Origin of the sequence: Proteus sp. GOKU (genome assembly GCF_015475555.1) — a bacterium.
Taxonomy (GTDB): Bacteria; Pseudomonadota; Gammaproteobacteria; order Enterobacterales; family Enterobacteriaceae; genus Proteus; species Proteus mirabilis_B.
In genome coordinates this window covers 1,699,454-1,721,750 of sequence record NZ_CP034105.1, presented here as the reverse complement: position 1 = coordinate 1,721,750, position 22,297 = coordinate 1,699,454, and the positions used below count along the sequence as shown (strand labels likewise).

Annotated in this window: 23 protein-coding genes and 1 other annotated feature; of the genes, 4 read left to right on the top strand and 19 right to left on the bottom strand. The window is 38.8% G+C overall.

Annotation, left to right across the window (positions count from 1 at the left end; all coding sequences use genetic code 11):
- Positions 1 to 14 precede the first annotated feature (14 nt).
- From EHE21_RS08010 to EHE21_RS07995, 4 genes are all read left to right on the top strand, one after another.
- Positions 15 to 830: a heme/hemin ABC transporter substrate-binding protein gene (locus EHE21_RS08010; RefSeq protein WP_088495773.1), complete on the top strand. Its 816-nt coding sequence runs from the start codon at positions 15 to 17 to the stop codon at positions 828 to 830.
- Complete coding sequence (locus EHE21_RS08005; protein ID WP_098943120.1) at positions 830 to 1,834, top strand: FecCD family ABC transporter permease; 1,005 nt, start codon at positions 830 to 832, stop codon at positions 1,832 to 1,834. The genes EHE21_RS08010 and EHE21_RS08005 overlap by 1 nt, the downstream gene beginning before the upstream one ends.
- Positions 1,831 to 2,625 (top strand): heme ABC transporter ATP-binding protein, encoded by a 795-nt coding sequence (locus EHE21_RS08000; protein ID WP_194952360.1) that lies wholly within the window; start codon positions 1,831 to 1,833, stop codon positions 2,623 to 2,625. Before EHE21_RS08005 ends, EHE21_RS08000 begins: the two co-directional genes overlap by 4 nt.
- Positions 2,626 to 3,151: 526 nt before the next feature.
- Complete coding sequence (locus EHE21_RS07995; RefSeq protein ID WP_069369334.1) at positions 3,152 to 3,520, top strand: helix-turn-helix domain-containing protein; 369 nt, start codon at positions 3,152 to 3,154, stop codon at positions 3,518 to 3,520.
- A gap of 89 nt (positions 3,521 to 3,609) precedes the next feature.
- Here EHE21_RS07995 and EHE21_RS07990 read toward each other — a convergent pair whose 3' ends face one another.
- The 19 genes from EHE21_RS07990 to thrS all read right to left on the bottom strand — a co-directional run bounded on the left by EHE21_RS07990 (position 3,610) and on the right by thrS (position 22,223).
- Entirely contained in the window at positions 3,610 to 4,629 is a 1,020-nt protein-coding gene (locus tag EHE21_RS07990; protein ID WP_194952359.1) for a lipoate--protein ligase A, read from the bottom strand.
- 77 nt (positions 4,630 to 4,706) lie between these two features.
- Positions 4,707 to 5,198: a C40 family peptidase gene (locus EHE21_RS07985; RefSeq protein WP_036937364.1), complete on the bottom strand. Its 492-nt coding sequence runs from the start codon at positions 5,196 to 5,198 to the stop codon at positions 4,707 to 4,709.
- Positions 5,199 to 5,347: 149 nt separating this feature from the next.
- The gene (gene arnF, locus EHE21_RS07980; RefSeq protein ID WP_194952358.1) at positions 5,348 to 5,746 is read right to left on the bottom strand and encodes a 4-amino-4-deoxy-L-arabinose-phosphoundecaprenol flippase subunit ArnF; all 399 of its coding nucleotides are present in this window, start codon (positions 5,744 to 5,746) and stop codon (positions 5,348 to 5,350) included.
- Positions 5,743 to 6,084, bottom strand: coding sequence for a 4-amino-4-deoxy-L-arabinose-phosphoundecaprenol flippase subunit ArnE (gene arnE / locus EHE21_RS07975; RefSeq protein ID WP_088495778.1), 342 nt, complete (start codon positions 6,082 to 6,084; stop codon positions 5,743 to 5,745). The genes arnF and arnE overlap by 4 nt, the downstream gene beginning before the upstream one ends.
- The gene (arnT, locus tag EHE21_RS07970) at positions 6,084 to 7,748 is read right to left on the bottom strand and encodes a lipid IV(A) 4-amino-4-deoxy-L-arabinosyltransferase (RefSeq protein ID WP_194952357.1); all 1,665 of its coding nucleotides are present in this window, start codon (positions 7,746 to 7,748) and stop codon (positions 6,084 to 6,086) included. Before arnT ends, arnE begins: the two co-directional genes overlap by 1 nt.
- A gap of 7 nt (positions 7,749 to 7,755) precedes the next feature.
- Positions 7,756 to 8,649 carry a 4-deoxy-4-formamido-L-arabinose-phosphoundecaprenol deformylase gene (gene arnD / locus EHE21_RS07965; protein ID WP_088495780.1) on the bottom strand — a complete coding sequence of 298 codons (894 nt, stop codon included), beginning with the start codon at positions 8,647 to 8,649 and terminating at the stop codon, positions 7,756 to 7,758.
- 9 nt (positions 8,650 to 8,658) lie between these two features.
- Positions 8,659 to 10,641, bottom strand: a complete 1,983-nt coding sequence (gene arnA, locus EHE21_RS07960; RefSeq protein WP_088495781.1) for a bifunctional UDP-4-amino-4-deoxy-L-arabinose formyltransferase/UDP-glucuronic acid oxidase ArnA — start codon at positions 10,639 to 10,641, stop codon at positions 8,659 to 8,661.
- A complete protein-coding gene (gene arnC, locus EHE21_RS07955; RefSeq protein ID WP_194952356.1) occupies positions 10,641 to 11,621 on the bottom strand; it encodes an undecaprenyl-phosphate 4-deoxy-4-formamido-L-arabinose transferase in 981 nt (326 codons plus the stop codon). The genes arnA and arnC overlap by 1 nt, the downstream gene beginning before the upstream one ends.
- Positions 11,622 to 12,767 (bottom strand): UDP-4-amino-4-deoxy-L-arabinose aminotransferase, encoded by a 1,146-nt coding sequence (arnB, locus tag EHE21_RS07950; RefSeq protein WP_194952355.1) that lies wholly within the window; start codon positions 12,765 to 12,767, stop codon positions 11,622 to 11,624.
- A 133-nt stretch (positions 12,768 to 12,900) separates the two neighbouring features.
- The gene (locus EHE21_RS07945; protein ID WP_194952354.1) at positions 12,901 to 13,650 is read right to left on the bottom strand and encodes an ATP-binding cassette domain-containing protein; all 750 of its coding nucleotides are present in this window, start codon (positions 13,648 to 13,650) and stop codon (positions 12,901 to 12,903) included.
- Position 13,651: 1 nt separating this feature from the next.
- Positions 13,652 to 14,662, bottom strand: a complete 1,011-nt coding sequence (gene btuC, locus EHE21_RS07940) for a vitamin B12 ABC transporter permease BtuC (RefSeq protein WP_194952353.1) — start codon at positions 14,660 to 14,662, stop codon at positions 13,652 to 13,654.
- Between the two features lie 380 nt (positions 14,663 to 15,042).
- Positions 15,043 to 15,339 carry an integration host factor subunit alpha gene (gene ihfA, locus EHE21_RS07935; protein WP_023582381.1) on the bottom strand — a complete coding sequence of 99 codons (297 nt, stop codon included), beginning with the start codon at positions 15,337 to 15,339 and terminating at the stop codon, positions 15,043 to 15,045.
- A 4-nt stretch (positions 15,340 to 15,343) separates the two neighbouring features.
- Positions 15,344 to 17,731: a phenylalanine--tRNA ligase subunit beta gene (gene pheT / locus EHE21_RS07930; RefSeq protein WP_194952352.1), complete on the bottom strand. Its 2,388-nt coding sequence runs from the start codon at positions 17,729 to 17,731 to the stop codon at positions 15,344 to 15,346.
- Positions 17,732 to 17,745: 14 nt separating this feature from the next.
- Entirely contained in the window at positions 17,746 to 18,729 is a 984-nt protein-coding gene (gene pheS, locus EHE21_RS07925; protein WP_023582383.1) for a phenylalanine--tRNA ligase subunit alpha, read from the bottom strand.
- 100 nt (positions 18,730 to 18,829) lie between these two features.
- Positions 18,830 to 18,953: a sequence feature (Phe leader region), on the bottom strand.
- Positions 18,905 to 18,952: a pheST operon leader peptide PheM gene (gene pheM, locus EHE21_RS19040; RefSeq protein WP_120655563.1), complete on the bottom strand. Its 48-nt coding sequence runs from the start codon at positions 18,950 to 18,952 to the stop codon at positions 18,905 to 18,907. (Overlaps the previous feature by 48 nt.)
- 107 nt (positions 18,954 to 19,060) lie before the next feature.
- A complete protein-coding gene (rplT, locus tag EHE21_RS07915; RefSeq protein WP_006537111.1) occupies positions 19,061 to 19,417 on the bottom strand; it encodes a 50S ribosomal protein L20 in 357 nt (118 codons plus the stop codon).
- Positions 19,418 to 19,459: 42 nt separating this feature from the next.
- A complete protein-coding gene (gene rpmI, locus EHE21_RS07910; RefSeq protein WP_004263702.1) occupies positions 19,460 to 19,657 on the bottom strand; it encodes a 50S ribosomal protein L35 in 198 nt (65 codons plus the stop codon).
- A gap of 94 nt (positions 19,658 to 19,751) precedes the next feature.
- On the bottom strand, positions 19,752 to 20,291 hold the full coding sequence (gene infC / locus EHE21_RS07905; protein WP_036937410.1) for a translation initiation factor IF-3: 540 nt from the start codon (positions 20,289 to 20,291) through the stop codon (positions 19,752 to 19,754).
- Between the two features lie 3 nt (positions 20,292 to 20,294).
- On the bottom strand, positions 20,295 to 22,223 hold the full coding sequence (thrS, locus tag EHE21_RS07900) for a threonine--tRNA ligase (RefSeq protein WP_100158092.1): 1,929 nt from the start codon (positions 22,221 to 22,223) through the stop codon (positions 20,295 to 20,297).
- Positions 22,224 to 22,297: the final 74 nt, after the last annotated feature.

Genomic DNA, 22,297 nt, shown 5'->3' with positions numbered 1-22,297 from the left:
CGGAGAATGATTTAATGAAAAAATGGCTTCTTTTGATCCTGTGTAGCGTAATGTCTTTCATCACTTCAGCCAATGAACGCATCGTTACTATTGGTGGTGATATTACAGAAATTGTTTTCGCATTAGGTGCAGGTGAGCAGATTATTGCAAGAGACAGTACCAGCTTAGTTCCTGAACAAGTGAAAACACTTCCTGATGTAGGTTATATGCGCATGCTAAACCCTGAAGGGATCTTATCTGTCAAACCAACATTGATCATTACTAGCGAATTAGCTCGCCCTTCTTTGGCATTACGCCGTATTAAAGAGGCTGGAGTCGCTGTAAAAACCATTACAGGTACACATTCATTAGAAGCCATTAATGAAAAAATAGACACCATTGCGACTGTGTTAAATAAAGAACAAGAAGGCAATCAACTAAAAGAGAAACTCGCTCTCTCTATCAAGCAAATTTCAACCTCTCCTATAGATAAGAAAGTCATTTATATCATGAGTCATGGTGGTGTGATTCCAATGGCAGCTGGTCAAGATACTGCCGCAGATACCATTATTTCACTGGTTGGTGGTAAAAATGCCATGCAAGGATTTACAAGCTATCGCCCACTTTCTCAAGAAGGTGTTATAGCAAGCCAACCGGATATTTTGCTTGTAACCAAAGAAGGCATTAAAGGCATTGGCGGCATTGAAAAACTATGGGAATTACCCGGCATAAAATACACACCTGCGGGTAAAAATAAGCATTATGTTGTTGTTGATGACATGGGTTTATTAGGCTTTACCCTTTCAACACCAGAAGTCATGCATCAAATTCGTCAAGCGTTGGAGCAATAATGTCTCGTTTTCGTTCACCGTGGATGAGTATTTTAGTTTTACTCTTTTTACTCACCACTGTTACATTAATTTCTGTGAATAGCGGAGCATTAGCCCTTTCGTTTCATACATTATGGAATAGCTCTTTTGATGATATGGAATGGCAAATTTGGCTAGATATCCGTTTACCTCGCGTATTATTAGCCATTCTTGTTGGAGGTGCTTTAGCAATATCCGGCGCGATAATGCAGGGATTATTTAGAAATTCGTTAGCTGATCCCGGTTTATTGGGTATTAGTAGCGGTGCAGCACTAATGGTTGCTATCGTTATTATTCTACCTTTCTCTTTTTCACCAGCTTTTGCATTCTACAGCCATATTGTCGCCGCCTTTGTTGGCGGTTTAATTGTGGCTATGATTATTTTCTCATTACATCAATTGAGTGATGGTAATTTAGCGCGGTTATTGCTTGCTGGTATCGCTATCAATGCACTTTGTATGTCCTTTATTGGTGTATTAAGTTACATCAGCACTGACCAACAATTACGTCAATTTTCTCTTTGGATGATGGGTTCATTAAGCCAGATTGACTGGAAAACCTTATCTATTGCTACCCTTGTGATCATTCCCGTCAGTATTTTGGCATGTTGGCAAAGCCATAAATTAAATCTATTACAACTTGGTGATGAAGAAGCGCATTACTTAGGACTAAATGTAAGAAGAACTAAGTTTATTTTGTTACTTCTTAGCGCCATCTTAATTGGTTGTGCTGTTGCACTGAGTGGTGTTATTGGATTTATTGGGCTTGTCGTTCCACACCTTATTCGTATGCGTATTGGTAGTAATCATGTATGGCTATTACCTGCCACCATTTTAGGTGGTGCAACACTGTTACTCGCTGCTGACACATTATCACGAACGCTGGTATCTCCAGCTGAAATCCCTGTGGGGCTTATTACTGGATTAATTGGTGGCCCTTATTTCCTTTGGCTGATCTTACGACAACCCGCAGGAAGAATGTCATGATTGAAAAACAAAATACGCCATTGCTCTATGGAAATAATTTAACTTACCAAATTGGTAACAAGACCATTATTGATGATGTGTCACTTTCACTTAATGCAGGGGAATTGGTTACCATTATTGGTCCTAATGGTGCAGGAAAATCATCACTATTGCGCTTATTAACAGGCTATACAACACCAACGCAAGGTCAGTGTTATTTTAAACAAAAAACCTATTCACAATGGAATAGCCAACAATTAGCACAAAACCGCGCCGTTATGCGACAAAACAGTCAGCTTTCATTTTCATTTTCAGTAGAAGAAGTGGTTGCTATGGGAAGAACTCCCCATGGACAGCAACATAAGAAAATTGCGATTGAGACTGCACTGCTTCAAACGGACTGTTTAAAATTTAAGGATAGAGACTATCGCCAATTATCGGGCGGTGAGCAACAGCGAGTACAGCTTGCTAGAGTTCTAGCGCAATTATGGCACCCTATGCCACAAGAAGCTGTCTTATTCCTTGATGAGCCAACCTCCGCACTTGATCTTTACCACCAGCAACATAGCTTACGTTTATTAAAGCAATTAGCAAAAACACAAAATCTTATGGTGTGTTGTGTTTTGCATGATCTTAATTTGGCGTCTCTTTATGCTGATAGAATTTTATTACTACATCAAGGAAAGTTAGTTTGTGAAGGTACACCACACAGTGTGCTAACAACAGAGAATATTCAAAAATGGTATGGCGCAGATGTGAGTGTTAATACTCATCCAGAACATTTATATCCTCAAGTTTTTCTACGTCCTTAAAAGAATATTAGCCACGGTTATTGTTACTCAGTCACCTCTTAACTTTATTTACTAAGTGGTGACTGAGTTAATTATTCTCAATAAACTGATCAATTGAAAATAAAATAGTGTAGGTAATACTATGCCAATTGATTAATAAATCTTATTTTACTTTTTCAACATTTAGTCAAATAAATTGACTTTAAAATACACCTTAATCAATGATTAGCTTGTATTTCGCACAAAAAAACATAACAAAGCTAAAAATAAAAGGTATAACAGAGCTATTAGATTGAAAAAATAAATCAATAAATTCAACAAAGTAAAAATCATACAAAATAACATTTTTAATTATAAAGATTCATAAAACTGAACCTTACTTGAGCTATATAAGCCTCACCTATCGTTGTGATAATGATTATCAATCACGAAAAGCACTTTTTGCCTACCTGTTATTTTCCCCATGCTTAAAATAGATTATAAATAACATACGTTACTATTCTATTTACTTGGGCACTGTGTCCCCACCATTTTTGTGGGAGGTTTTATGGCTGAAAATGTCGTTAATGATATTCTGAAATGGTTAGAAACCCAGTTACAACGTAACGAAGGTATAAAAATCGATACGATTGCAAATAAAAGCGGCTACTCGAAGTGGCACTTGCAACGCATTTTTAAAGATTTTAAAGGTTGTACATTAGGCGAATATGTTCGTAAACGTCGCTTATTAGAAGCAGCTAAATCATTACAAGAAAAAGATATGTCTATTTTAGATATCGCTTTAATGTATGGCTTTAGCTCTCAAGCAACATTTACACGTATCTTTAAAAAGCATTTCAATACTACACCCGCTAAATTTAGAGAAAATGGCAAAATGCCAGACACTCATTGCTTTATGTCATGTGAAAATCACTAATCAATTTCACATCACATTATTCTTCATGAAAAAAACCAGCTCTTTTAGCTGGTTTTTGTTTTCGATTATTTTCTAACATTGATAATAAATTACGCTATCGCTGTCACAAGCCATTCTTGAAGCTCATTAAGCTCTATTTTATTATTAGGATAAAGCACAATAAGTTGCTCAATAAGCCCTTTTAAAGACTCAGGTGTATAACGCTGCCCTACCAACATCTCGGATAATGCTTCTAATGGTGCAGGATCTAAACTGTCTGTATATATTTGGCTTCTAATAACATTGCCACGCTCAATATCAAAATGCAGCTCAACACCACCCCATTTAAAACGGTTATCTAAAAGATGTGAAAATGCAGGAGCTTGCCCGAAATTCCATTCCCAACTACTTTGCTTCGCGAACGTTTCTTCAAAACCGGGTAAATCAGGTAATTTTTGTGGTGATATAATCTCCGCTTCTACTCGCTCACCATAGTAATCAAAAAAGCTTTCAGTGATAGTTTCACAGAGTTTTTCGTGGGTAATATCCGGTTTGAGCTCGACTAAATTAGCTACTCGGGAGCGTACAGAAGTGATCCCTTTAGCTTGAAGTTTTTTCGGATCTGGATTGAGATAATTAGCTAATCTAGATAAGTTAGCATTTATTAATAATGTGCCATGATGAAAACCGCGATCTTTAGTCTCTTTATAGGCTGAACCTGAAACCTTTCTTTCACCATCATCTTGAGGAACCACTAAATCATTACGCCCTGACGCCGTAGCGTTAATGCCTGCCTTTAATAATCCATCAAGAATAATTTGTGTTGATATCGTTTTATTATACTCTGGCTTTCCCGCCATAAAGGTAAAACAGGTATTACCAAGATCATGAAAAACTGCACCACCACCACTTGAGCGACGGGCTAATTTCACACCATCTTCATCCATTTTACGAGTATTACACTCTTTCCACGGATTTTGTGCTCGACCAATAACCACCGTATTATCGTTACGCCAAAGGAAAAGCACACGTTGATCAGCGGGCATTTGTCTAAAAATACACTCTTCAACAGCAAGGTTAAACCAAGGATCATAAGACTCGGAAATTAACAGACGCAATTTGCCTGACATAAGGAATACCTATATGAAGAAAATAAGGTATAAGATAGCATAACTCTCAATATATTAGGCTGTTAAATGGCACGAAACTACAATCGGCGAGCTTGCCAGAATGTTTTTTTCCAATAGACATTATCAAGGGATGAACGAGTGACCCCTTTGCTAGTTGATGCGTGGATAAATGTATTATCAGTATCATAAATACCGACATGAAGCCCATTCTCACCACCGCCAGTTTTGAAGAAAACCAAATCACCCGGCATTAAATCACTTTTACTAATTTGTGTACCATATTTGGTTTGATCAATGGTCATTCGTGGAAGTTTTATATCAAAACGATCACTGTAGGTTTTATACACAAAACCTGAGCAATCAATGCCAGAAGGTGTCATTCCACCATAGCTATATGGCGTACCATACCATTGCTCAAGTTGCGACTTCAATTGCACTATCACCATGATAGGATCGGAAAGTTGTGTCTTTAAGGGAGGTGCTGGTGGAATACGCTTCGACGGGCTAGATGAACACCCAGCCAGCAGAATAATACAGAGTAAGAAAGGATAGAAAACAGACTTTCTCATTATATCCACCATTATTGTTACCATAGATTTTAAAATCTATCTGCTTTTTTAAGCAAAAACAAGTTATTGAAGATGAATGAGTGATGATTAGTAGAATAAATCGCACAATTAACAACAAGGATCAGAAAATAAATTTTATAATCATTAAGTTAGTGTGATTGTGTCTCTTTTGTTTTTTGACTTATCAGCCACACTCCAATCATGATAAATACTACACCCGCTGTTTTTGTCCATGATGGTGTTTCTTGAAACCAAGGTAACATCACCGCAAGAATATAAACAAACACATAGCTCAAACTGATCAGGGGATAGGCTTTATTTAAAGGAATGGTGCGCAAAGTGAATAGCCAGCAAACCATAGAAAGGACATAGCCTACAAGACCAGCAAACACGATAGCAAGTGGCGTTATATTCGCCCATAACCATGTGAAATCAAACCATTGTTTTTCTAGCTGTAGCTCCGGTAGTTCAGACATGCCAAACTTTAACAACAATTGAGCTGCTGTCACTAATAGCGCGCTTCCAATTGCCCATAAATAGCCTTTCATGCTTGCATACTCATTAATACAATGCCGACCATAATTGACGCGATACCAATCCAATGTTTCACATTAACAGGCTCTTTATAAACAAACTGACCAATTAATGTCACCACAATAAAATTGATGCTTAACATAGGATAAGCAATACTTAGCGGAAGAATTTGTAATAACCGTAACCAAAAAAGCATCCCCAAACCAAGCATTGCAATGGCAACAAAAAGCCAGAAAATTGTTTTTCTGGCTTTTGTTAATGAGTCACTTTGCCAACTAACCACCGCTTGTTTTTGACACACCTGTCCTATGCAGGTCAAAAAACTCACGATTAGCAATAAGACAAATGACATTAATTACGCTTCTCATAAGTTAAAATAGCAACTCGATGGTTTGTCACCAGCTCTTCAGGTCTTGGCAATTGTGCTAATTTCTTAGGATCTTTAAACGTAATAATAACTGAAACACGACCTTCTTTTCTTGCTTCTTCTAACCACTGAGCAAAATTATCAGGTTTAATTAATTTATGCTGAGAATCTGGATACTCTTCAACACCATAAGTTAATTCGCCAGTTCTTTCATAAAGATAGATATCGCTACGTTGTAATTCCCACGCTAATCCCGCGCCAATACCTACACTATTACTCACAATGTATTTGCTTGTGTTTAACGTCTCTATATTTTGGCGAATAAACTCTTGAGGTAATTTGCTATCTACGCTGCTATTCGGTATTGCTTGGCCGATACATAAGCTTACGCCTAATGAACAAGACGCCGCCCATAACCAGTGTTTTCCATTAAGTGTAGAGCAAAGATAACCAATAATGCCCCATAATGAGAATGCCACTATAGCTAATACCCATTTAGACCATTCATATGGCATATAAATAGGTTTTGAAGAAACTAGTTGGATAACTAAAATAGCGATAACAACAGCAACACCAATAAAGATATTAATATAACCGTTAATACGTAGCGCTTTCATTCTAAATTTGCGGGCACAATCTACGCCATATTTCGCCATTAACATTGCTAGTGGTGCCATAAATGGCAACATATAAGTCGGTAACTTACCTTTCGCAATACTAAAAAATAAGAACGGAACGACAAACCAGCATAATAAGAAGAATAATTCCGGACGTTTACGTCTTTTCTTCCAAGCTCCCATTAATGCGCCTGGGAGTAGTCCAAGCCAAGGGATCACACCTAATAAAACAACGGGGATATAGTACCAAAATGGAGAACTATGCTGAGCATCTTCACCCGAAAAACGCTGAATATGTTCAACCCAGAAAAAGTAATGCCAATAATCAGGCTCTGCTTTTGCCACAGCTAATGCCCATGGCAAACTGATTAATGCTGCACTAAATACGGCAAATAAGCCATAGAGCAACATTTGCGTAAATTGTTTTTGATACAGTGTGATAGGTATCATGACAATGACCGGAATAGCTAATGCTAAAAATCCTTTGGTCATAAATGCCATACCACAGGCAAGCCCTAATGTTATCCACGCCAATATTCGTGTTTTGACTGTGGTGGCTTTAAGTGCCCAAAAACAGCAAACCATACTCGCGGTAACCCAAAGTGCCAACATAGGATCTAATACACTGTAAGTGCCTACGCTAAACACTAAGAACATGGACAAATAGATTAAACTAGAAACAAAAGCGACTTGGCGGTTACGCCACATCATTCTTGCCAATAAATAGACAAGTAATGTGCTTAAGAGAATAGAAATAACAGAGCCAAAACGCACAGCAAAGTTAGTGTGACCAAAAATTAATTGGCTAACATTATTGATCCAATAACCTGCTACGGGCTTCTCAAAATAGCGAATATCGAGCATATGAGGAACAATCCAGTTCCCGCTCACCACCATTTCACGGCTAATTTCCGCATAACGGGTTTCATCTGGTTGCCATAATAACCGGCTGTTCAATGGAAATAAGTAGGTAAGAACAAAAAAAAGAGCCAAGAGGATGGCCCCGATTTTACTCGCCCGGTTATTCAACATAGTTTCGTTAGACCTCTTGTTGGCACCCTAACCAGCCTTCTCGACCTGGAAAGTCAGATCGAACAACTTTACCCATCGGAAGCGTTTCTTTATCTTGTGGTAATAAATCGCTTAACGGACAGAATTCGATGCCTTCATTTGCAATCATTGCCAGTAACTGCTCAAATTGAGCGGCTTTTGACATTCCTTCAACTTCGGTGTGGATAGTATAAACAGGTATTCCACTGTCTTTTTTGATTTCATCAATAATAAATTGATTAAAATCTTCATCCTTTACCTTTGTACCAACCACTTCATCATAAGTTGGTAATGTTACTGGAATTTGCACCGTACCGATAGAACCATTTTCTAAAATAGGTCTAAAAGGATGCGTTCCTCGACAATCGCTATTGTAATCGAATTGAAAAGTTTCTTTAACTGTTAATACGCGTTCATCTGCTCGCCATCCAGCAACTGCCGAACATTTTACAGGGTTTTCAAGTGCTTTTTCCAGTGCTTCAACACCTAAACGAACTTGTTGCATTAATTCTTCTGTTGACCAACGCCCTACTTTTGCCTGCCAACCTTGATGATCCCATGAATGCAAGCCAACTTCATGTCCCGCATCTTGGGCTTCTTTCATCAAATAACCTAAATTTTTAGCAATTTTTTTGCCCGGCCATGCTGTTCCTGCTAATAAAATATCTAAGCCATAAAGTGATGCCGCATTCGATCTCAGCATTTTCCATAAAAATTTTGGCTTTAAAAGACGCCATAAATGGCGCCCCATATTATCTGGACCAACACTAAAGAAGAAGCTGGCATGAATGTTATGTCTGGCAAATACATCCAGCAGTTGTGGAATACCTTGTTTCGTTCCTTGATAAGTATCCACATCAACTCTCAAACCAACTTTCTTCATTATTTATTCCTATTTAGTGCCTAATTCTTCAACTGCACCACGTAAGAAGAAATCTAATGTTTCTTCTACTGTTTGGCGAGTTTCAATACTTGGTTTCCAATCCAATAAACGCTCTGCATTTTTAATGCTTGGCTTACGGTGTTCAACATCTTGGTAGCCTTTACCATAGTAACTGCTACTTTCAATTTTCTTGAAGCCTGCAAATGGAGGGAAATGACCACGTAACTCATGTTTTTCGAAGCAATCTAACAGCATTTCTGCTAATTCGCGAATACTTGCTTCGTTAGTTGGGTTACCGATATTAATAATTTGACCATCACATTTGTTATCACGGTTTTCAATAATACGGAATAAAGCTTCAATACCGTCATTGATATCAGTGAAACAACGTTTTTGCTCACCACCATCAACCAATTTAATTGGTGAACCTTCAACTAAGTTCAGAATTAATTGTGTGATTGCACGAGAGCTACCGATACGTGCTGAATTTAAGTTATCTAAACGAGGGCCCATCCAGTTAAATGGACGGAACAACGTAAATTTCAGACCTTCTTTGGCACCATAAGCCCAAATAACTCGGTCTAATAACTGTTTAGATACAGAGTAAATCCAACGTTGTTTATTGATTGGACCAACAATCAGACGTGAATTATCTTCGTCAAATTCCTTATCATCACACATACCGTAAACTTCTGATGTGGATGGGAAAATAATACGTTTATTATATTTAACACAATAACGTACAATTTTTAAGTTTTCTTCAAAGTCTAATTCAAATACGCGTAATGGATTACGGGTATATTCAATTGGTGTTGCAATAGCAACTAATGGCAGAATAACGTCACATTTTTTAATGTGGTATTCAATCCATTCTGTATGAATACTCACGTCACCTTCAATAAAGTGGAAACGTGGATTTCCAATAAAGCGTTCAATTGCAGAAGAACCGATATCCATACCATAGATATCATAGTTATCATCTTTTAATAGACGTTCTGTTAGATGGTTACCAATAAAGCCATTTACACCTAAAATCAGAACACGTTTGCGACGTTTAACTTGTGCAGTTGCTTTTGGTCCAACGAGAACATCAGTCACAATACCCATTTCAGCCGCTAAACGACTTCCTTGAACATAAAGACCATTTTCACTTTGACCAGTAACAACTTCAATTGCACCTTTCGCACACGCAATCACTAAAGGCTCTGTTGAAATAACAGTACCCGGACGTTTTCCTTGATTATCAGCAACAGCGCGTGAACGCCAGATAATCATTTTACGTTCACCCAAGAAAGTAAATGCACCTGGGTATGGTTCTGTAACAGCACGCACTAAGTTGTGGACTGTTTTTGCATCTGCATTCCAATCGATTAAACCATCATCAGCGCAACGACGGCCAAAATAAGTTGCTTGGCTTTCATCTTGTGCAGTTGTTGAATAATCACCTGATGCAATATGTGGTAATGCGCTAGAAAGTAACTTATCAGCGGCTTCTCTTACTTTTTCATGTAAAATCAGAGAGGTATCATTATCTGCAATAATAACTTTTTCTTGAGCTACGATATCACCCGCATCAGCTTTCGCTGTCATTTTATGCAGAGTAACACCCGTTTCTGTTTCACCATTCACAATCGCCCAGTTAATTGGTGCGCGACCACGGTATTTTGGTAATAAAGAGCCGTGTAAATTAAATGCGCCTTTAGGTGCCAAATTCAGGATCTCATCACTTAACATGTGACGATAATAGAAAGAAAAAATGACATCAGGTTTCATTTCACGAATACGTTCAATCCACAATGGGTGATTGACATTTTCAGGTGCAAATACTGTCAATCCCATTTCTGCACTCACGCGAGCAACAGATGAGAAGAAATGATTTTCATTAGGATCGTCAGTGTGGGTAAATACAGCCTGAATATCATAACCTGCTTTTTCAAGTGCTTTTAAACCAACACAGCCAATATCGTGATAGGCAAATACTATTGCTTTCATTAGTCTTTTTCCTGATCTTCGTTGGGTTTATTAACGCCAACCACTTTTTGGATAAAATACCGAGGACGCGCTCTTACATCATTATAAATCCGGCCTATATATTCACCTAATAAGCCCATTGCAACGAACTGCGCACCGATAAACATAAATAAGATTGCGAAAAGTGTGAATACACCTTCAGCGGCCCACATTGCACCGAAAATAATACGCAAAACGATAAGAAGTAATGCTAAAACAAAGCCAGAAACAGCGATAACACTGCCGACAATGCTTAATAAACGTAATGGTGCTGTGGTAAGACAAGTTAATAGGTCGTACATTAAATTAATAAGCTTTAAAAAGCTGTATTTTGAATCGCCATATTCACGCTCTGCGTGAGCAACATCGATTTCAATAGTACGACGAGCGAATGTGTTCGCAAGAATGGGAATGAACGTACTTCTTTCGTGACACTGTAACATCGCTTCAACAATGTGGCGACGATAAGCACGAAGCATACAACCATAGTCGCCCATAGAGCGACCCGTTGCTTTAGTGATCATTGAGTTGATCATTTTTGAAGCGGTTTTACGAAACCATGAATCTTGACGATTACGACGACGAGTTCCGACAACGTCGTACCCTTCTTCAGCCGTCGCGACAAGTCTTGGGATCTCTTCAGGTGGATTTTGTAAATCAGCATCCAGTGTGATCACTAGATCACCATCAGCCTGATTAAAACCAGCCATAATTGCGGAGTGTTGACCATAATTACGGTTTAAAATAATTGCAATAACGTGATTTTCTTCAATTGCAGCCGCTTCTTCTAACATCTTAGCTGAATTGTCACTACTACCATCATCAACAAGGATCAGTTCATACTCTTGTTTTAACTGTTTACAGCTCTTAATTGTACGCTCTAAAAGCTGAGGAAGGCTTTCTTCCTCGTTATAAACGGGGATTACAACCGATACTTTCTTGATTTCATCAAATGTTGACACTTAAATATGCTCCGAAAGAATTTCATTGATCGCATCTACAACACGAATAACATCTTCATTACTCATATCAGGAAACAGCGGCAGCGAGCATAACGTTGCAGAGTTCCATTCTGATTGAGGAAGGGATAAAGCAGGATAGCGCTCACGATAATATTTTTGTGTGTGTGCTGCTCGGAAATGAAGTCCTGTACCAATATCTTTTTGCTTCAATTTTTCCATAAAGGCATCGCGATCGATACCACACACATTTTTATCGACTCTCACCATAAACAAGTGATTAGTATGTAAATGTGAATATTCAGGGACACTCAACATCTCTAATGGTGAGTCTTTAAGCTTTTCACGATACAGTGCAACTAACTCAGCACGTTTAGCATTCATTTCATCTAAACGCCCTAATTGCACCACAGCAATCGCTGCGTGAATATCAGATAAGTTGTATTTGTAGCCAGGTTCAACAACTTCTGCTTGAGGCTTACGACCTTGAATTTGTCTATCAAAGGCATCAACCCCTAAACCATGGAATTTTAAGCAACGTACTCTATTAGCTAATTCGTCATTATCAGTAACAACCAATCCGCCCTCTGCACAAGTTACGTTCTTAATTGCGTGGAAAGAGAAAATAGAGGTTCCTTTTTCACCAATCCATTCATTTTTATAGCGAGTACCAATAGCATGTGCAGCATCTTCAATCAGAGGAATTCCCGCCTCTTCTGCAACCTTTCTTAAGGCATCAAGATCGCAAGGCGCACCGGCATAATGAACCGGAATAATTGCTTTTGTTCTAGGTGTAATCGCTTTTTTGACATCTTCTGCACTCACCATCAAGGTATCACGGTCAACATCAATCATTACAGGCTCTGCACCAAGTAGCGTAATGATATTCATCGTTGAAACCCAAGTTTGTGATGGTGTGATAACTTCATCACCAGCGCCAATTCCCATCGCCATTAAAACAACATGCATACCCGCAGTGGCAGAGCAAATTGCGATAGCGTGTTTACTACCAAATTTTTCACAAAAATCTTGCTCTAATTGATGATTTTGAGGGCCTGTTGTAATCCAACCTGAACGCAGTACATCCTCAACGGCTTTGATTTCTTCATCGCCAATCGCAGGGCGAGAGAAAGGAAGGAAGTGACTCATAAAAATGTAGCCTAATTAATGAATGAATAAAAAACAATTATATACAAACTATTGTTCACCGGCATCCGTCTTATTAAGAAAACATTAAAAAAACCTTAATAATTACTTGGGGATAAGCTTAACAACAGTCATATTATTGCAAAACCTGCCAATCAATATGATCAACATCATTGATGCACTTGATATTTGTATTAAATGTAGTTGATAATAATTTTTCGTCCAATAAGAGTGCAGATGCGCCAGAATTAACCAAATATCCATTTTTTATGAGCCAAACTCTGTCTGCTTTTTGATAGGAATGATTCAAATTATGCGTACTCATAATAACGGCGCCACCTTGTTGGCAAAACTTATCAACCCACTTGTCCAAAATCGCCAACTGTACGACATCTAAATTATTAGTTGGTTCATCAAGTAACATTAATTTCCCTTTTAAATCATAACTTGACCATAATTGGATAAATGCGCCAACAATTCTGACCCTCTGCCATTCGCCTCCCGATAAATGATGAATATTTTTTGACAATAACTTGTCAATTTTAAAATCACTTAACAGCATATTTAACTGCTGAATATCCATTTTCGACAATTTATGATATAGCGAGAGATAATGAAAAACAGGCATAAATGACAAAGCTTCCAATTGTTGTATAACAATGCTCTGCATTCTAGAAAGATCATCATATTTATAATGTCTTATTGAAGTTTCGTTTAGAATGATTTCTCCACTAAACGAAAACTCTCCTGCTATCGCCATTAAAAGCGTACTTTTTCCTGCGCCATTAGCACCAATTAAGTGGATACGTTCGCCATAACTTACTTGCTCTGTAAATGCGTTAAGTCGATCATCAACACTTAAATTATTAAGTTTAAGTAACGCCATATTACAAACGCCCCATCTCTTTGGTTGCCAATAACCAAATAAATAAAGGTGCACCAAGCGTTGCTGTAATCACACCTATCGGAACTTCTGCACCATTTAAAATCAAGCGAGATAGCAGATCAGCAAGCAATAACAATACGCCACCAGCAAGCGCACACGCGGGTAGTAACGTTTTATAATGGGTTAGCCCAGATAATCTTAATAAATGCGGTACAACAAGCCCTACAAAACTGATAGCCCCCGCTAAAGCAACGCTCAGCCCTATCAATAACCCAACGGCTAAAATAAACCAATTTCGCCATTGATTAACGGATATGCCTAATTGTTTTGCTCTAAACGAACCTAAAGATAAATAATTAAGAACATCAGCTTGTAGAATAAGGATCAAGAGAATAGGCATAAGAGCCCAAAATAAGATTTGATGACGCCAATCAATACCGCTAAAACTCCCCATCAGCCAATACATTAATTGCCTTAAATCCAAAGCTGAGCTGAAGTAAACCAACCAAGTCATTATTGCACTCGCCATAACGCCTAATGCCACACCAATTAATAATAACTGAGCATTAGACAGCTTTTTAATTCGAGTAAAAAACATTAATAAAATAGTAATTCCTAATGCACCAAATATCGCCGCACTACTTATTAACCAAGAGCTTAAACCTATTTGTAAAACAATAAGTAATACAACACACACTCCCGCACCACTGCTTACTCCTAATAACCCAGGCTCTGCAAGTGGATTTTGGAACAAAGCCTGCATAATAGCACCCGCAATTGCCAAACTTGCACCAACAGTCACGACAGCAAGTATTCTGGGTAAACGGATCTGCCAAACAAATAAATAGGCTTCATCTGTTAACCATTGATGTGGGAATAACGAAATCTCACCGACAGAGAGGGAAAAAACAAATAAGAAACATAATACTAGTGCCATTAGAAACAGTTTTTTTCTGTCGCCAATGCTTTGTTTCTTGGTAAATTTAATCAGAGGATTAACTTCTTTATTCATTTCGTTCCCTATCCATGCAACAACGGTTTTTACTATTTTTATTTATAAAGTCATTTTTTAGCAACATAACATGTTCACACTCAATGATGAAAAACTAAATTGAGAACATGCAAGTTTGTCTCTAATAATGAAGAAAAAACTAGGATTAACTCTCTCAGTATTGATGTAAATAAGAGATAAAAAGGAAGAGTCAAAATAAGAAGTGAGAATAAAAAGGAAAGATAATTAGAAAATAAAAATATACCGTCCAAATAGAAATATCTATTCAGACTATATTGATAAATATAAACATCCCAATACGACTATCATCAAAATCAGATACAAATAAAAGCGATAAAAAAACGGCTTTCAAAGAAAGCCGTTTTGGATGTTTTTAAATCTTATTCTTTTGGTGTTGCGCTTTCAACCCGGCTTTTTAACTTTTGTCCAGGGCGGAAAGTAACAACACGGCGAGCTGTAATAGGAATGTCTTCCCCAGTTTTCGGATTACGACCTGGGCGCTGATTTTTATCACGCAGGTCAAAGTTTCCGAATCCAGACAGCTTCACCTGTTCCCCATTTTCAAGAGAACGACGCACTTCCTCAAAAAAGGATTCTACAAGGTCTTTTGCATCGCGTTTGCTAACACCAAGTTTTTCAAACAGATTTTCTGCCATTTCAGCTTTTGTAAGCGCCATAGGTCTAGTCCCTCAAGGATGCTTGGAATCGCTGTTTCAATGCTGCTACACAGTTACTCACTGTTGCAGCAATCTCATCTTCTTCCAGTGTATGCTCGATATCCTGCAAGATTATGCTAATAGCGAGGCTTTTATAGCCCTCTGCTACTCCCTTACCACAATACACGTCAAATAAGTTTATGCCAACTATTTGATTTCCGCCAACTTTCTTACATTCGGCTAAAATATCTTCTGCAGCAACATCATTCGGAACAACTACAGCGATATCTCTACGATTCGAAGGGTAACGAGAAATTGCTTTTGCTTGTGGTAAACTGCGATTTGCAATTGCATTCCAACGTATTTCGAATACTACCGTACGACCGTTTAAGTCAAGTTTACGTTCAAGCTCTGGATGAACAACGCCAATACAGCCAATATATTCATTTCTCAGATAAATCCCAGCACTTTGTCCCGGATGAAGCGCTGAATGACTAGCTGGTTTAAATGTAATTTCATCTAGCTGGCCTGTCAATTCCAGAATTGATTCAATATTACCTTTCAAATCAAAGAAATCAACAGTTTGCTTATCTAAACTCCAATGTTCTTCATAACGGTTGCCCGCGATCACACCAGCTAACATAAGTTCCTGACGTATTCCATATTCTGCTTGATTATCAGGAACAAAACGCAGACCTGCTTCAAATAACCTAACTCTAGATTGTTGACGGTTCTGATTATATACAGTTGTAGTCAATAATCCGGTTAATAGAGACAGTCTCATTGCTGACATATCCGCTGAAATTGGATTAGGCAGAATTAATGCTTCTTCATTTGGATGTAATAAAGATTGGATCTTAGGATCAACAAAACTATAAGTAATTGCTTCTTGGAAGCCATTGTCTACTAGCATTGTTTTAACGCGTTTTAATGATAAGTTTGCTTCGCGATGATTGGTCATCACTAAATCAGCGCGTAATGGTACATCTGGAATATTGTTGTAGCCATAAATACGAGCAACTTCTTCAATTAGATCTTCTTCGATTTGAACATCGAAACGCCATGAAGGAACTGTTGCTAACCAGCCGTCATTTTCAACAGAAACTTTGAAACCTAGGCGGGTTAATGAGTCCAGAACTTGTGCATCATCAATCACGTGACCTAATAAACGGTCTAATTTTTTACGTGTTAGTTTGACTGGTGCAATATTTGGTAAATGTGCTTTATTGGTTACATCAATCACTTCACCAACTTCACCACCGCAAATTTCTAGCAGTAATTTAGTTGCACGCTCAATTGCGTTGTATTGCAGCTCAGAATCAACGCCACGCTCAAAACGATGAGAAGCATCAGTATGTAAGCCATAACGACGTGCGCGGCCTGTGATGGATAATGGAGAGAAGAATGCACACTCTAAGAAGACATTTTTCGTATCTTCATTAACACCCGATGATTCACCACCGAAAATACCAGCCATACCCAATGCTTGTTTTTCATCAGCAATAACTAATACATCATCTTTTAATGTGATTTCATTGCCATCAAGTAAAGTCAGTTTCTCACCTTCTTTACCCATACGAACAACAACAGCACCTTCAACGCGATCAAGATCGAATGCGTGTAGCGGTTGACCCATTTCAAGTAGAATTAAGTTGGTAATATCAACAATTGGGTCAATAGAACGAATGCCACCACGGCGTAACTTTTCTTGCATCCATAAAGGTGTTTTTGCTTTCACATTCATATTGGTGAAAACACGACCTAAATAACGTGGACATGCTTCTGGTGCTTCAACACGTACAGGGAATGTTGCTGATGATGTTGCCGCAACAGGCGACATATCAGGTACTCGGCATTCCATTTTGTTGATAACAGCGATATCACGAGCAACACCTAAAATACCTAAGCAATCAGCACGGTTTGGTGTAATGCTAATTTCAATCGCATTATCATTTAATTTTAAATATTCACGAATATCCATGCCAATAGGTGCATCAGCAGGTAATTCAATAATACCTTCATGATTTTCTGAAATTGCTAATTCAGAAAATGAGCACAGCATACCTTCGGACGGTTCGCCACGCAGTTTTGCTGCTTTAATTTTGAAATCGCCTGGTAATACAGCGCCAACTGTTGCAACCGCAACTTTTAGTCCTTGACGGCAGTTAGGTGCACCACAAACGATATCAAGTAATCTATCACCGCCTACGTTAACTTTTGTTACACGTAATTTATCGGCATTAGGGTGTTGCCCACACTCAACAACTTCACCTACAAACACACCGTGAAAATCGCCGGCAACAGCTTCAACACCGTCAACTTCAAGGCCAGCCATTGTCAGTTGTTCAGAAAGCGCTTCGCTACTAATCGCTGGGTTTACCCACTCACGTAACCAAAGTTCACTGAATTTCATGAGATAATCCCACCTTATTTAAACTGTTTGAGGAAACGAAGATCGTTTTCGAAGAATGAACGCAAGTCAGTGACACCGTAACGTAACATAGTCAGACGTTCCATACCCATACCGAACGCAAAACCTGAATAAACTTCAGGATCGATACCTACATTACGTAATACATTTGGGTGAACCATACCGCAACCCAACACTTCTAACCATTTACCATTCTTACCCATTACATCGACTTCTGCGGAAGGTTCTGTGAATGGGAAATAAGAAGGACGGAAACGAATTTCCATATCTTCTTCAAAAAAGTTTTTCAGGAAATCGTGTAGTGTTCCTTTTAAATTGGTAAAGCTAATGTCTTTATCAACAATTAAGCCTTCAATTTGGTGGAACATTGGTGTGTGAGTCTGATCGTAGTCATTACGATATACGCGACCTGGAGCGATGATGCGAATAGGTGGCTGTTTATCTTGCATGGTACGAATTTGCACACCGGATGTTTGTGTACGCAGTAAACGTTTTGCATCAAACCAGAAAGTATCGTGGTCAGCTCTTGCTGGGTGATGTGCAGGAATATTCAACGCATCAAAGTTATGATAATCATCTTCAATTTCAGGGCCAGATTCTACAGAAAACCCTAATTCGCCAAAGAAAGTTTCAATACGTTCAATTGTACGAGTTACTGGGTGTAGACCACCGTTTTCAATACGGCGACCAGGCAAAGACACATCGATTTTCTCAGCAGATAAACGTTCGTTTAATAGTGCTGATTCAAGATAATCTTTACGAGTATTCAGCGCTTGCTGAACCTCTTGTTTAGCCTGATTAATGACAGCCCCTGCAGCTGGACGATCTTCCGCGGGTAAGTCGCGCAGCGTGGACATCTGAAGCGTTAAATGACCTTTTTTCCCCAAGTATTCAACACGAACCGAATCCAGCGCAGCAACATCCTGTGCCTCTTCGATAGCTGCTTTAGCTTGAGCAACGAGTTCAGCGAGATGTGGCATCGTTTCCTCTTCCTTTGACCTGATGAGGTCTATTAGTTGTTATCAATGATGACGAATAAAATTGCCCTTTTTGGTTTCTAACCCAGTATTGGGATCTGAAAACAAAAAAGCCTCCATATTGGAGGCTCAGGCGCTACTTTTCGTTTCTTTTCTTACGCGCAAAAGCCCCCTTGAATTAGGCGCTAAAGTAAAAAAAGAAACGGAAAAAAGCGATATTTAACATTGATAATGTCTCTTAAAATATTAACTTATTGAATTTATATCATTAAGCCACAAATTTAGACAAAATAAAAGAGGGAGAAAACTCCCTCTTCCATTGCTTAATAAATAATTAAGCCAGAGCACCTTTCGCTTTTTCAACTAAAGCAGCGAATGCTACTTTGTCGAATACAGCGATGTCAGCCAGAATCTTACGGTCGATTTCAATGGATGCTTTTTTCAGACCATTGATGAAACGGCTATAAGACATACCGTTCTGACGAGCTGCTGCGTTGATACGCGCGATCCACAGCTGACGGAACTGACGTTTTTTCTGACGACGGTCACGGTACGCATATTGACCAGCTTTGATTACAGCCTGGAAAGCTACACGATATACACGTGAACGTGCACCGTAATAACCTTTAGCTTGCTTTAAAATTTTCTTGTGACGAGCACGGGCGATAACACCACGTTTAGCACGAGCCATATTAAACTCCTAAATGTCTATATTCTGTTAAAAAAGTGATACTTATGCGTATGGTAAGCAAGCTACGACCAGACCTAAATCTCCTTTAGAGACCATGCCTTTTGGACGTAAATGACGTTTACGCTTAGTTGATTTTTTAGTCAGAATGTGACGGAGGTTAGCATGCTTGCGCTTGAAGCCACCACCAGCAGTTTTTTTAAAGCGCTTAGCTGCGCCGCGTACTGTTTTAATCTTTGGCATTTCTATAATCCACTTCGCATTGTTAATAACATAAAATAATAAGGCGAATAGCAATCAGCCTCTAAAGGCTGACGCTATTACTTGAATTGCCCGACTATTTCTTCTTCGGCGCTAACACCATGATCATCTGACGCCCTTCAATCTTATTAGGGAAAGATTCAACAGCAGCCAGTTCATCCAAATCTTCACGGATACGGTTAAGCATTTCCATACCGATTTGTTGGTGTGCCATTTCACGACCACGGAAACGCAGTGTGACTTTGGCTTTATCGCCATCTTCAAGAAAACGAATCAGGTTGCGTAGTTTGACCTGATAGTCGCCTTCATCTGTACCAGGACGGAATTTAACTTCCTTAACCTGAATAACTTTTTGTTTCTTTTTCTGTTCTTTGAGAGTCTTACTTTTCTCATAGAGGAATTTGCCGTAGTCCATAATACGACAAACCGGCGGCTCGGCATTAGGACTAATTTCAACTAAATCAGCACCTGCTTCCTCGGCTTTCTCAAGAGCCTCTTTCAGACTAACAACTCCAATCTGTTCGCCATCTAAACCTGTTAAACGAACTTCATGAGCGCGAATCTCACCATTGATGCGATTCTGACGCGTTGATTGAATTCTTTTTCCGCCTTTAATACCTTATTCCTCCAACTGATGAAGACTTCTGCTTCTAATTTCTTGCAGAAGCTTTTCTTTAAATTCGTTAACGTCGATACTGCCAAGGTCTTTTCCTCGACGAGTACGAACCGCCACTTTGCCTGATTCAACTTCTTTATCGCCACAGACAAGCATGTACGGAACACGACGTAAAGTATGTTCACGAATTTTAAAGCCAATCTTCTCATTTCTCAAGTCTGCTTTTGCACGAATTCCGGCATCTTGCAATTCTTTGACGAGTTTTTGTACATAATCAGCCTGTCCATCCGTGATATTCATCACGACAACCTGCTGTGGTGCTAACCAAGTTGGGAAGAATCCTGCGTATTCTTCTGTCAGAATACCAATAAAACGTTCTAAGGATCCTAGCACTGCTCGGTGTAACATAACAGGTACTTTACGCTCGTTGTTTTCGGCAACATAAGATGCGCCTAAACGACCTGGTAGTGAGAAGTCTAATTGTACTGTACCACACTGCCATGCACGATCTAAACAATCGTAAAGTGTAAATTCAATTTTAGGGCCATAAAACGCCCCTTCGCCTGGCTGATATTCAAATTCAATATTGTTATCAGTTAAGGCTTTTGCTAAGTCTGCTTCAGCAACATCCCATAATGCATCTTCACCGATACGTTTTTCTGGGCGAGTAGACAGCTTAACAACGATTTTTTCAAATCCGAAAGTAGAATATACATCATAAATCAATTTGATGCAGTCATTTACTTCACTTAAAATTTGTTCTTCAGTACAGAAGATGTGCGCATCGTCTTGTGTAAAGCCACGAACACGCATTAAACCATGTAATGCGCCTGATGGTTCATTACGATGGCAGCTACCGAATTCAGCCATACGTAATGGCAAATCACGGTAAGAACGTAAACCTTGTTTGAAGATTTGTACGTGACCTGGGCAGTTCATTGGTTTAATACAATATTCACGGTTCTCTGAAGATGTTGTGAACATGTTTTCTTTGTAGTTTTCCCAGTGACCTGTTTTTTCCCAAAGAACACGATCCATCATAAATGGACCTTTTACTTCTTGGTAATCATATTCTTTTAATTTACAACGTACAAATGTTTCTAACTCACGGAAAATAGTCCAGCCATCATTATGCCAGAAAGCCATACCCGGCGCTTCTTCTTGCATATGATATAAATCAAGCTGTTTACCAATTTTACGGTGGTCACGTTTAGCGGCTTCTTCTAAGCGATCTAAGTAAGCTTTTAACTGTTTCTTATCAGCCCAAGCTGTACCATAAATGCGTTGTAGCATTTTATTGTCGCTGTTACCACGCCAATATGCACCTGCGATTTTCTGCAATTTAAAGTTATGACAGAAACGCATATTTGGAACGTGTGGTCCACGGCACATATCAACATATTCTTGGTGATGATAAAGACCAGGTTGAGAGTCTTGGCTAATATTTTCGTCAAGAATAGCAACTTTATAGTCTTCACCACGAGAAACAAATGTTTCACGAGCTTCAGCCCAGCTTACGCGTTTTTTAATAACGTCATAATCTGTTTTCGCCAACTCTAGCATGCGTTTTTCTAGAGTGTCTAAATCTTCCTGTGTTAGAGAATGGTCTAAATCCACATCGTAGTAGAATCCATTTTCAATAACAGGACCAATCGCCATTTTGGTGTTTGGCCATAATTGTTTAATTGCATGTCCCAGTAAGTGGGCACAAGAGTGACGAATAATCTCAAGACCTTCATCATCTTTTGCGGTGATAATCGCCAGATTTGCATCATGTTCGATTAATTCACAAGCATCCACCAGCTCACCATTAACACGGCCTGCAATACATGCTTTCGCAAGTCCAGGACCGATATCTGCAGCGACATCCATGACAGAAACTGCATTTTCAAATTGACGTTGGCTTCCGTCAGGAAGAGTAATAATTGGCATTTAAAATCCTTATTTACAGTGGTGACCCTCACGCAAGATCACTTGTAAGCTTTTTATTTCATCTATATTCAGTA

Bases quoted from the DNA above. Each gene is read 5' to 3' on its own strand.
- EHE21_RS08010 (WP_088495773.1), top strand. From the start codon at position 15: ATGAAAAAATGGCTTCTTTTGATCCTGTGTAGCGTAATGTCTTTCATC.
- EHE21_RS08005 (WP_098943120.1), top strand. From the start codon at position 830: ATGTCTCGTTTTCGTTCACCGTGGATGAGTATTTTAGTTTTACTCTTT.
- EHE21_RS08000 (WP_194952360.1), top strand. From the start codon at position 1,831: ATGATTGAAAAACAAAATACGCCATTGCTCTATGGAAATAATTTAACT.
- EHE21_RS07995 (WP_069369334.1), top strand. From the start codon at position 3,152: ATGGCTGAAAATGTCGTTAATGATATTCTGAAATGGTTAGAAACCCAG.
- EHE21_RS07990 (WP_194952359.1), bottom strand. From the start codon at position 4,629: ATGTCAGGCAAATTGCGTCTGTTAATTTCCGAGTCTTATGATCCTTGG.
- EHE21_RS07985 (WP_036937364.1), bottom strand. From the start codon at position 5,198: ATGAGAAAGTCTGTTTTCTATCCTTTCTTACTCTGTATTATTCTGCTG.
- arnF (WP_194952358.1), bottom strand. From the start codon at position 5,746: ATGAAAGGCTATTTATGGGCAATTGGAAGCGCGCTATTAGTGACAGCA.
- arnE (WP_088495778.1), bottom strand. From the start codon at position 6,084: ATGTCATTTGTCTTATTGCTAATCGTGAGTTTTTTGACCTGCATAGGA.
- arnT (WP_194952357.1), bottom strand. From the start codon at position 7,748: ATGTTGAATAACCGGGCGAGTAAAATCGGGGCCATCCTCTTGGCTCTT.
- arnD (WP_088495780.1), bottom strand. From the start codon at position 8,649: ATGAAGAAAGTTGGTTTGAGAGTTGATGTGGATACTTATCAAGGAACG.
- arnA (WP_088495781.1), bottom strand. From the start codon at position 10,641: ATGAAAGCAATAGTATTTGCCTATCACGATATTGGCTGTGTTGGTTTA.
- arnB (WP_194952355.1), bottom strand. From the start codon at position 12,767: ATGAGTCACTTCCTTCCTTTCTCTCGCCCTGCGATTGGCGATGAAGAA.
- EHE21_RS07945 (WP_194952354.1), bottom strand. From the start codon at position 13,650: ATGGCGTTACTTAAACTTAATAATTTAAGTGTTGATGATCGACTTAAC.
- btuC (WP_194952353.1), bottom strand. From the start codon at position 14,662: ATGAATAAAGAAGTTAATCCTCTGATTAAATTTACCAAGAAACAAAGC.
- ihfA (WP_023582381.1), bottom strand. From the start codon at position 15,339: ATGGCGCTTACAAAAGCTGAAATGGCAGAAAATCTGTTTGAAAAACTT.
- pheT (WP_194952352.1), bottom strand. From the start codon at position 17,731: ATGAAATTCAGTGAACTTTGGTTACGTGAGTGGGTAAACCCAGCGATT.
- pheS (WP_023582383.1), bottom strand. From the start codon at position 18,729: ATGCCACATCTCGCTGAACTCGTTGCTCAAGCTAAAGCAGCTATCGAA.
- rplT (WP_006537111.1), bottom strand. From the start codon at position 19,417: ATGGCTCGTGCTAAACGTGGTGTTATCGCCCGTGCTCGTCACAAGAAA.
- rpmI (WP_004263702.1), bottom strand. From the start codon at position 19,657: ATGCCAAAGATTAAAACAGTACGCGGCGCAGCTAAGCGCTTTAAAAAA.
- thrS (WP_100158092.1), bottom strand. From the start codon at position 22,223: ATGCCAATTATTACTCTTCCTGACGGAAGCCAACGTCAATTTGAAAAT.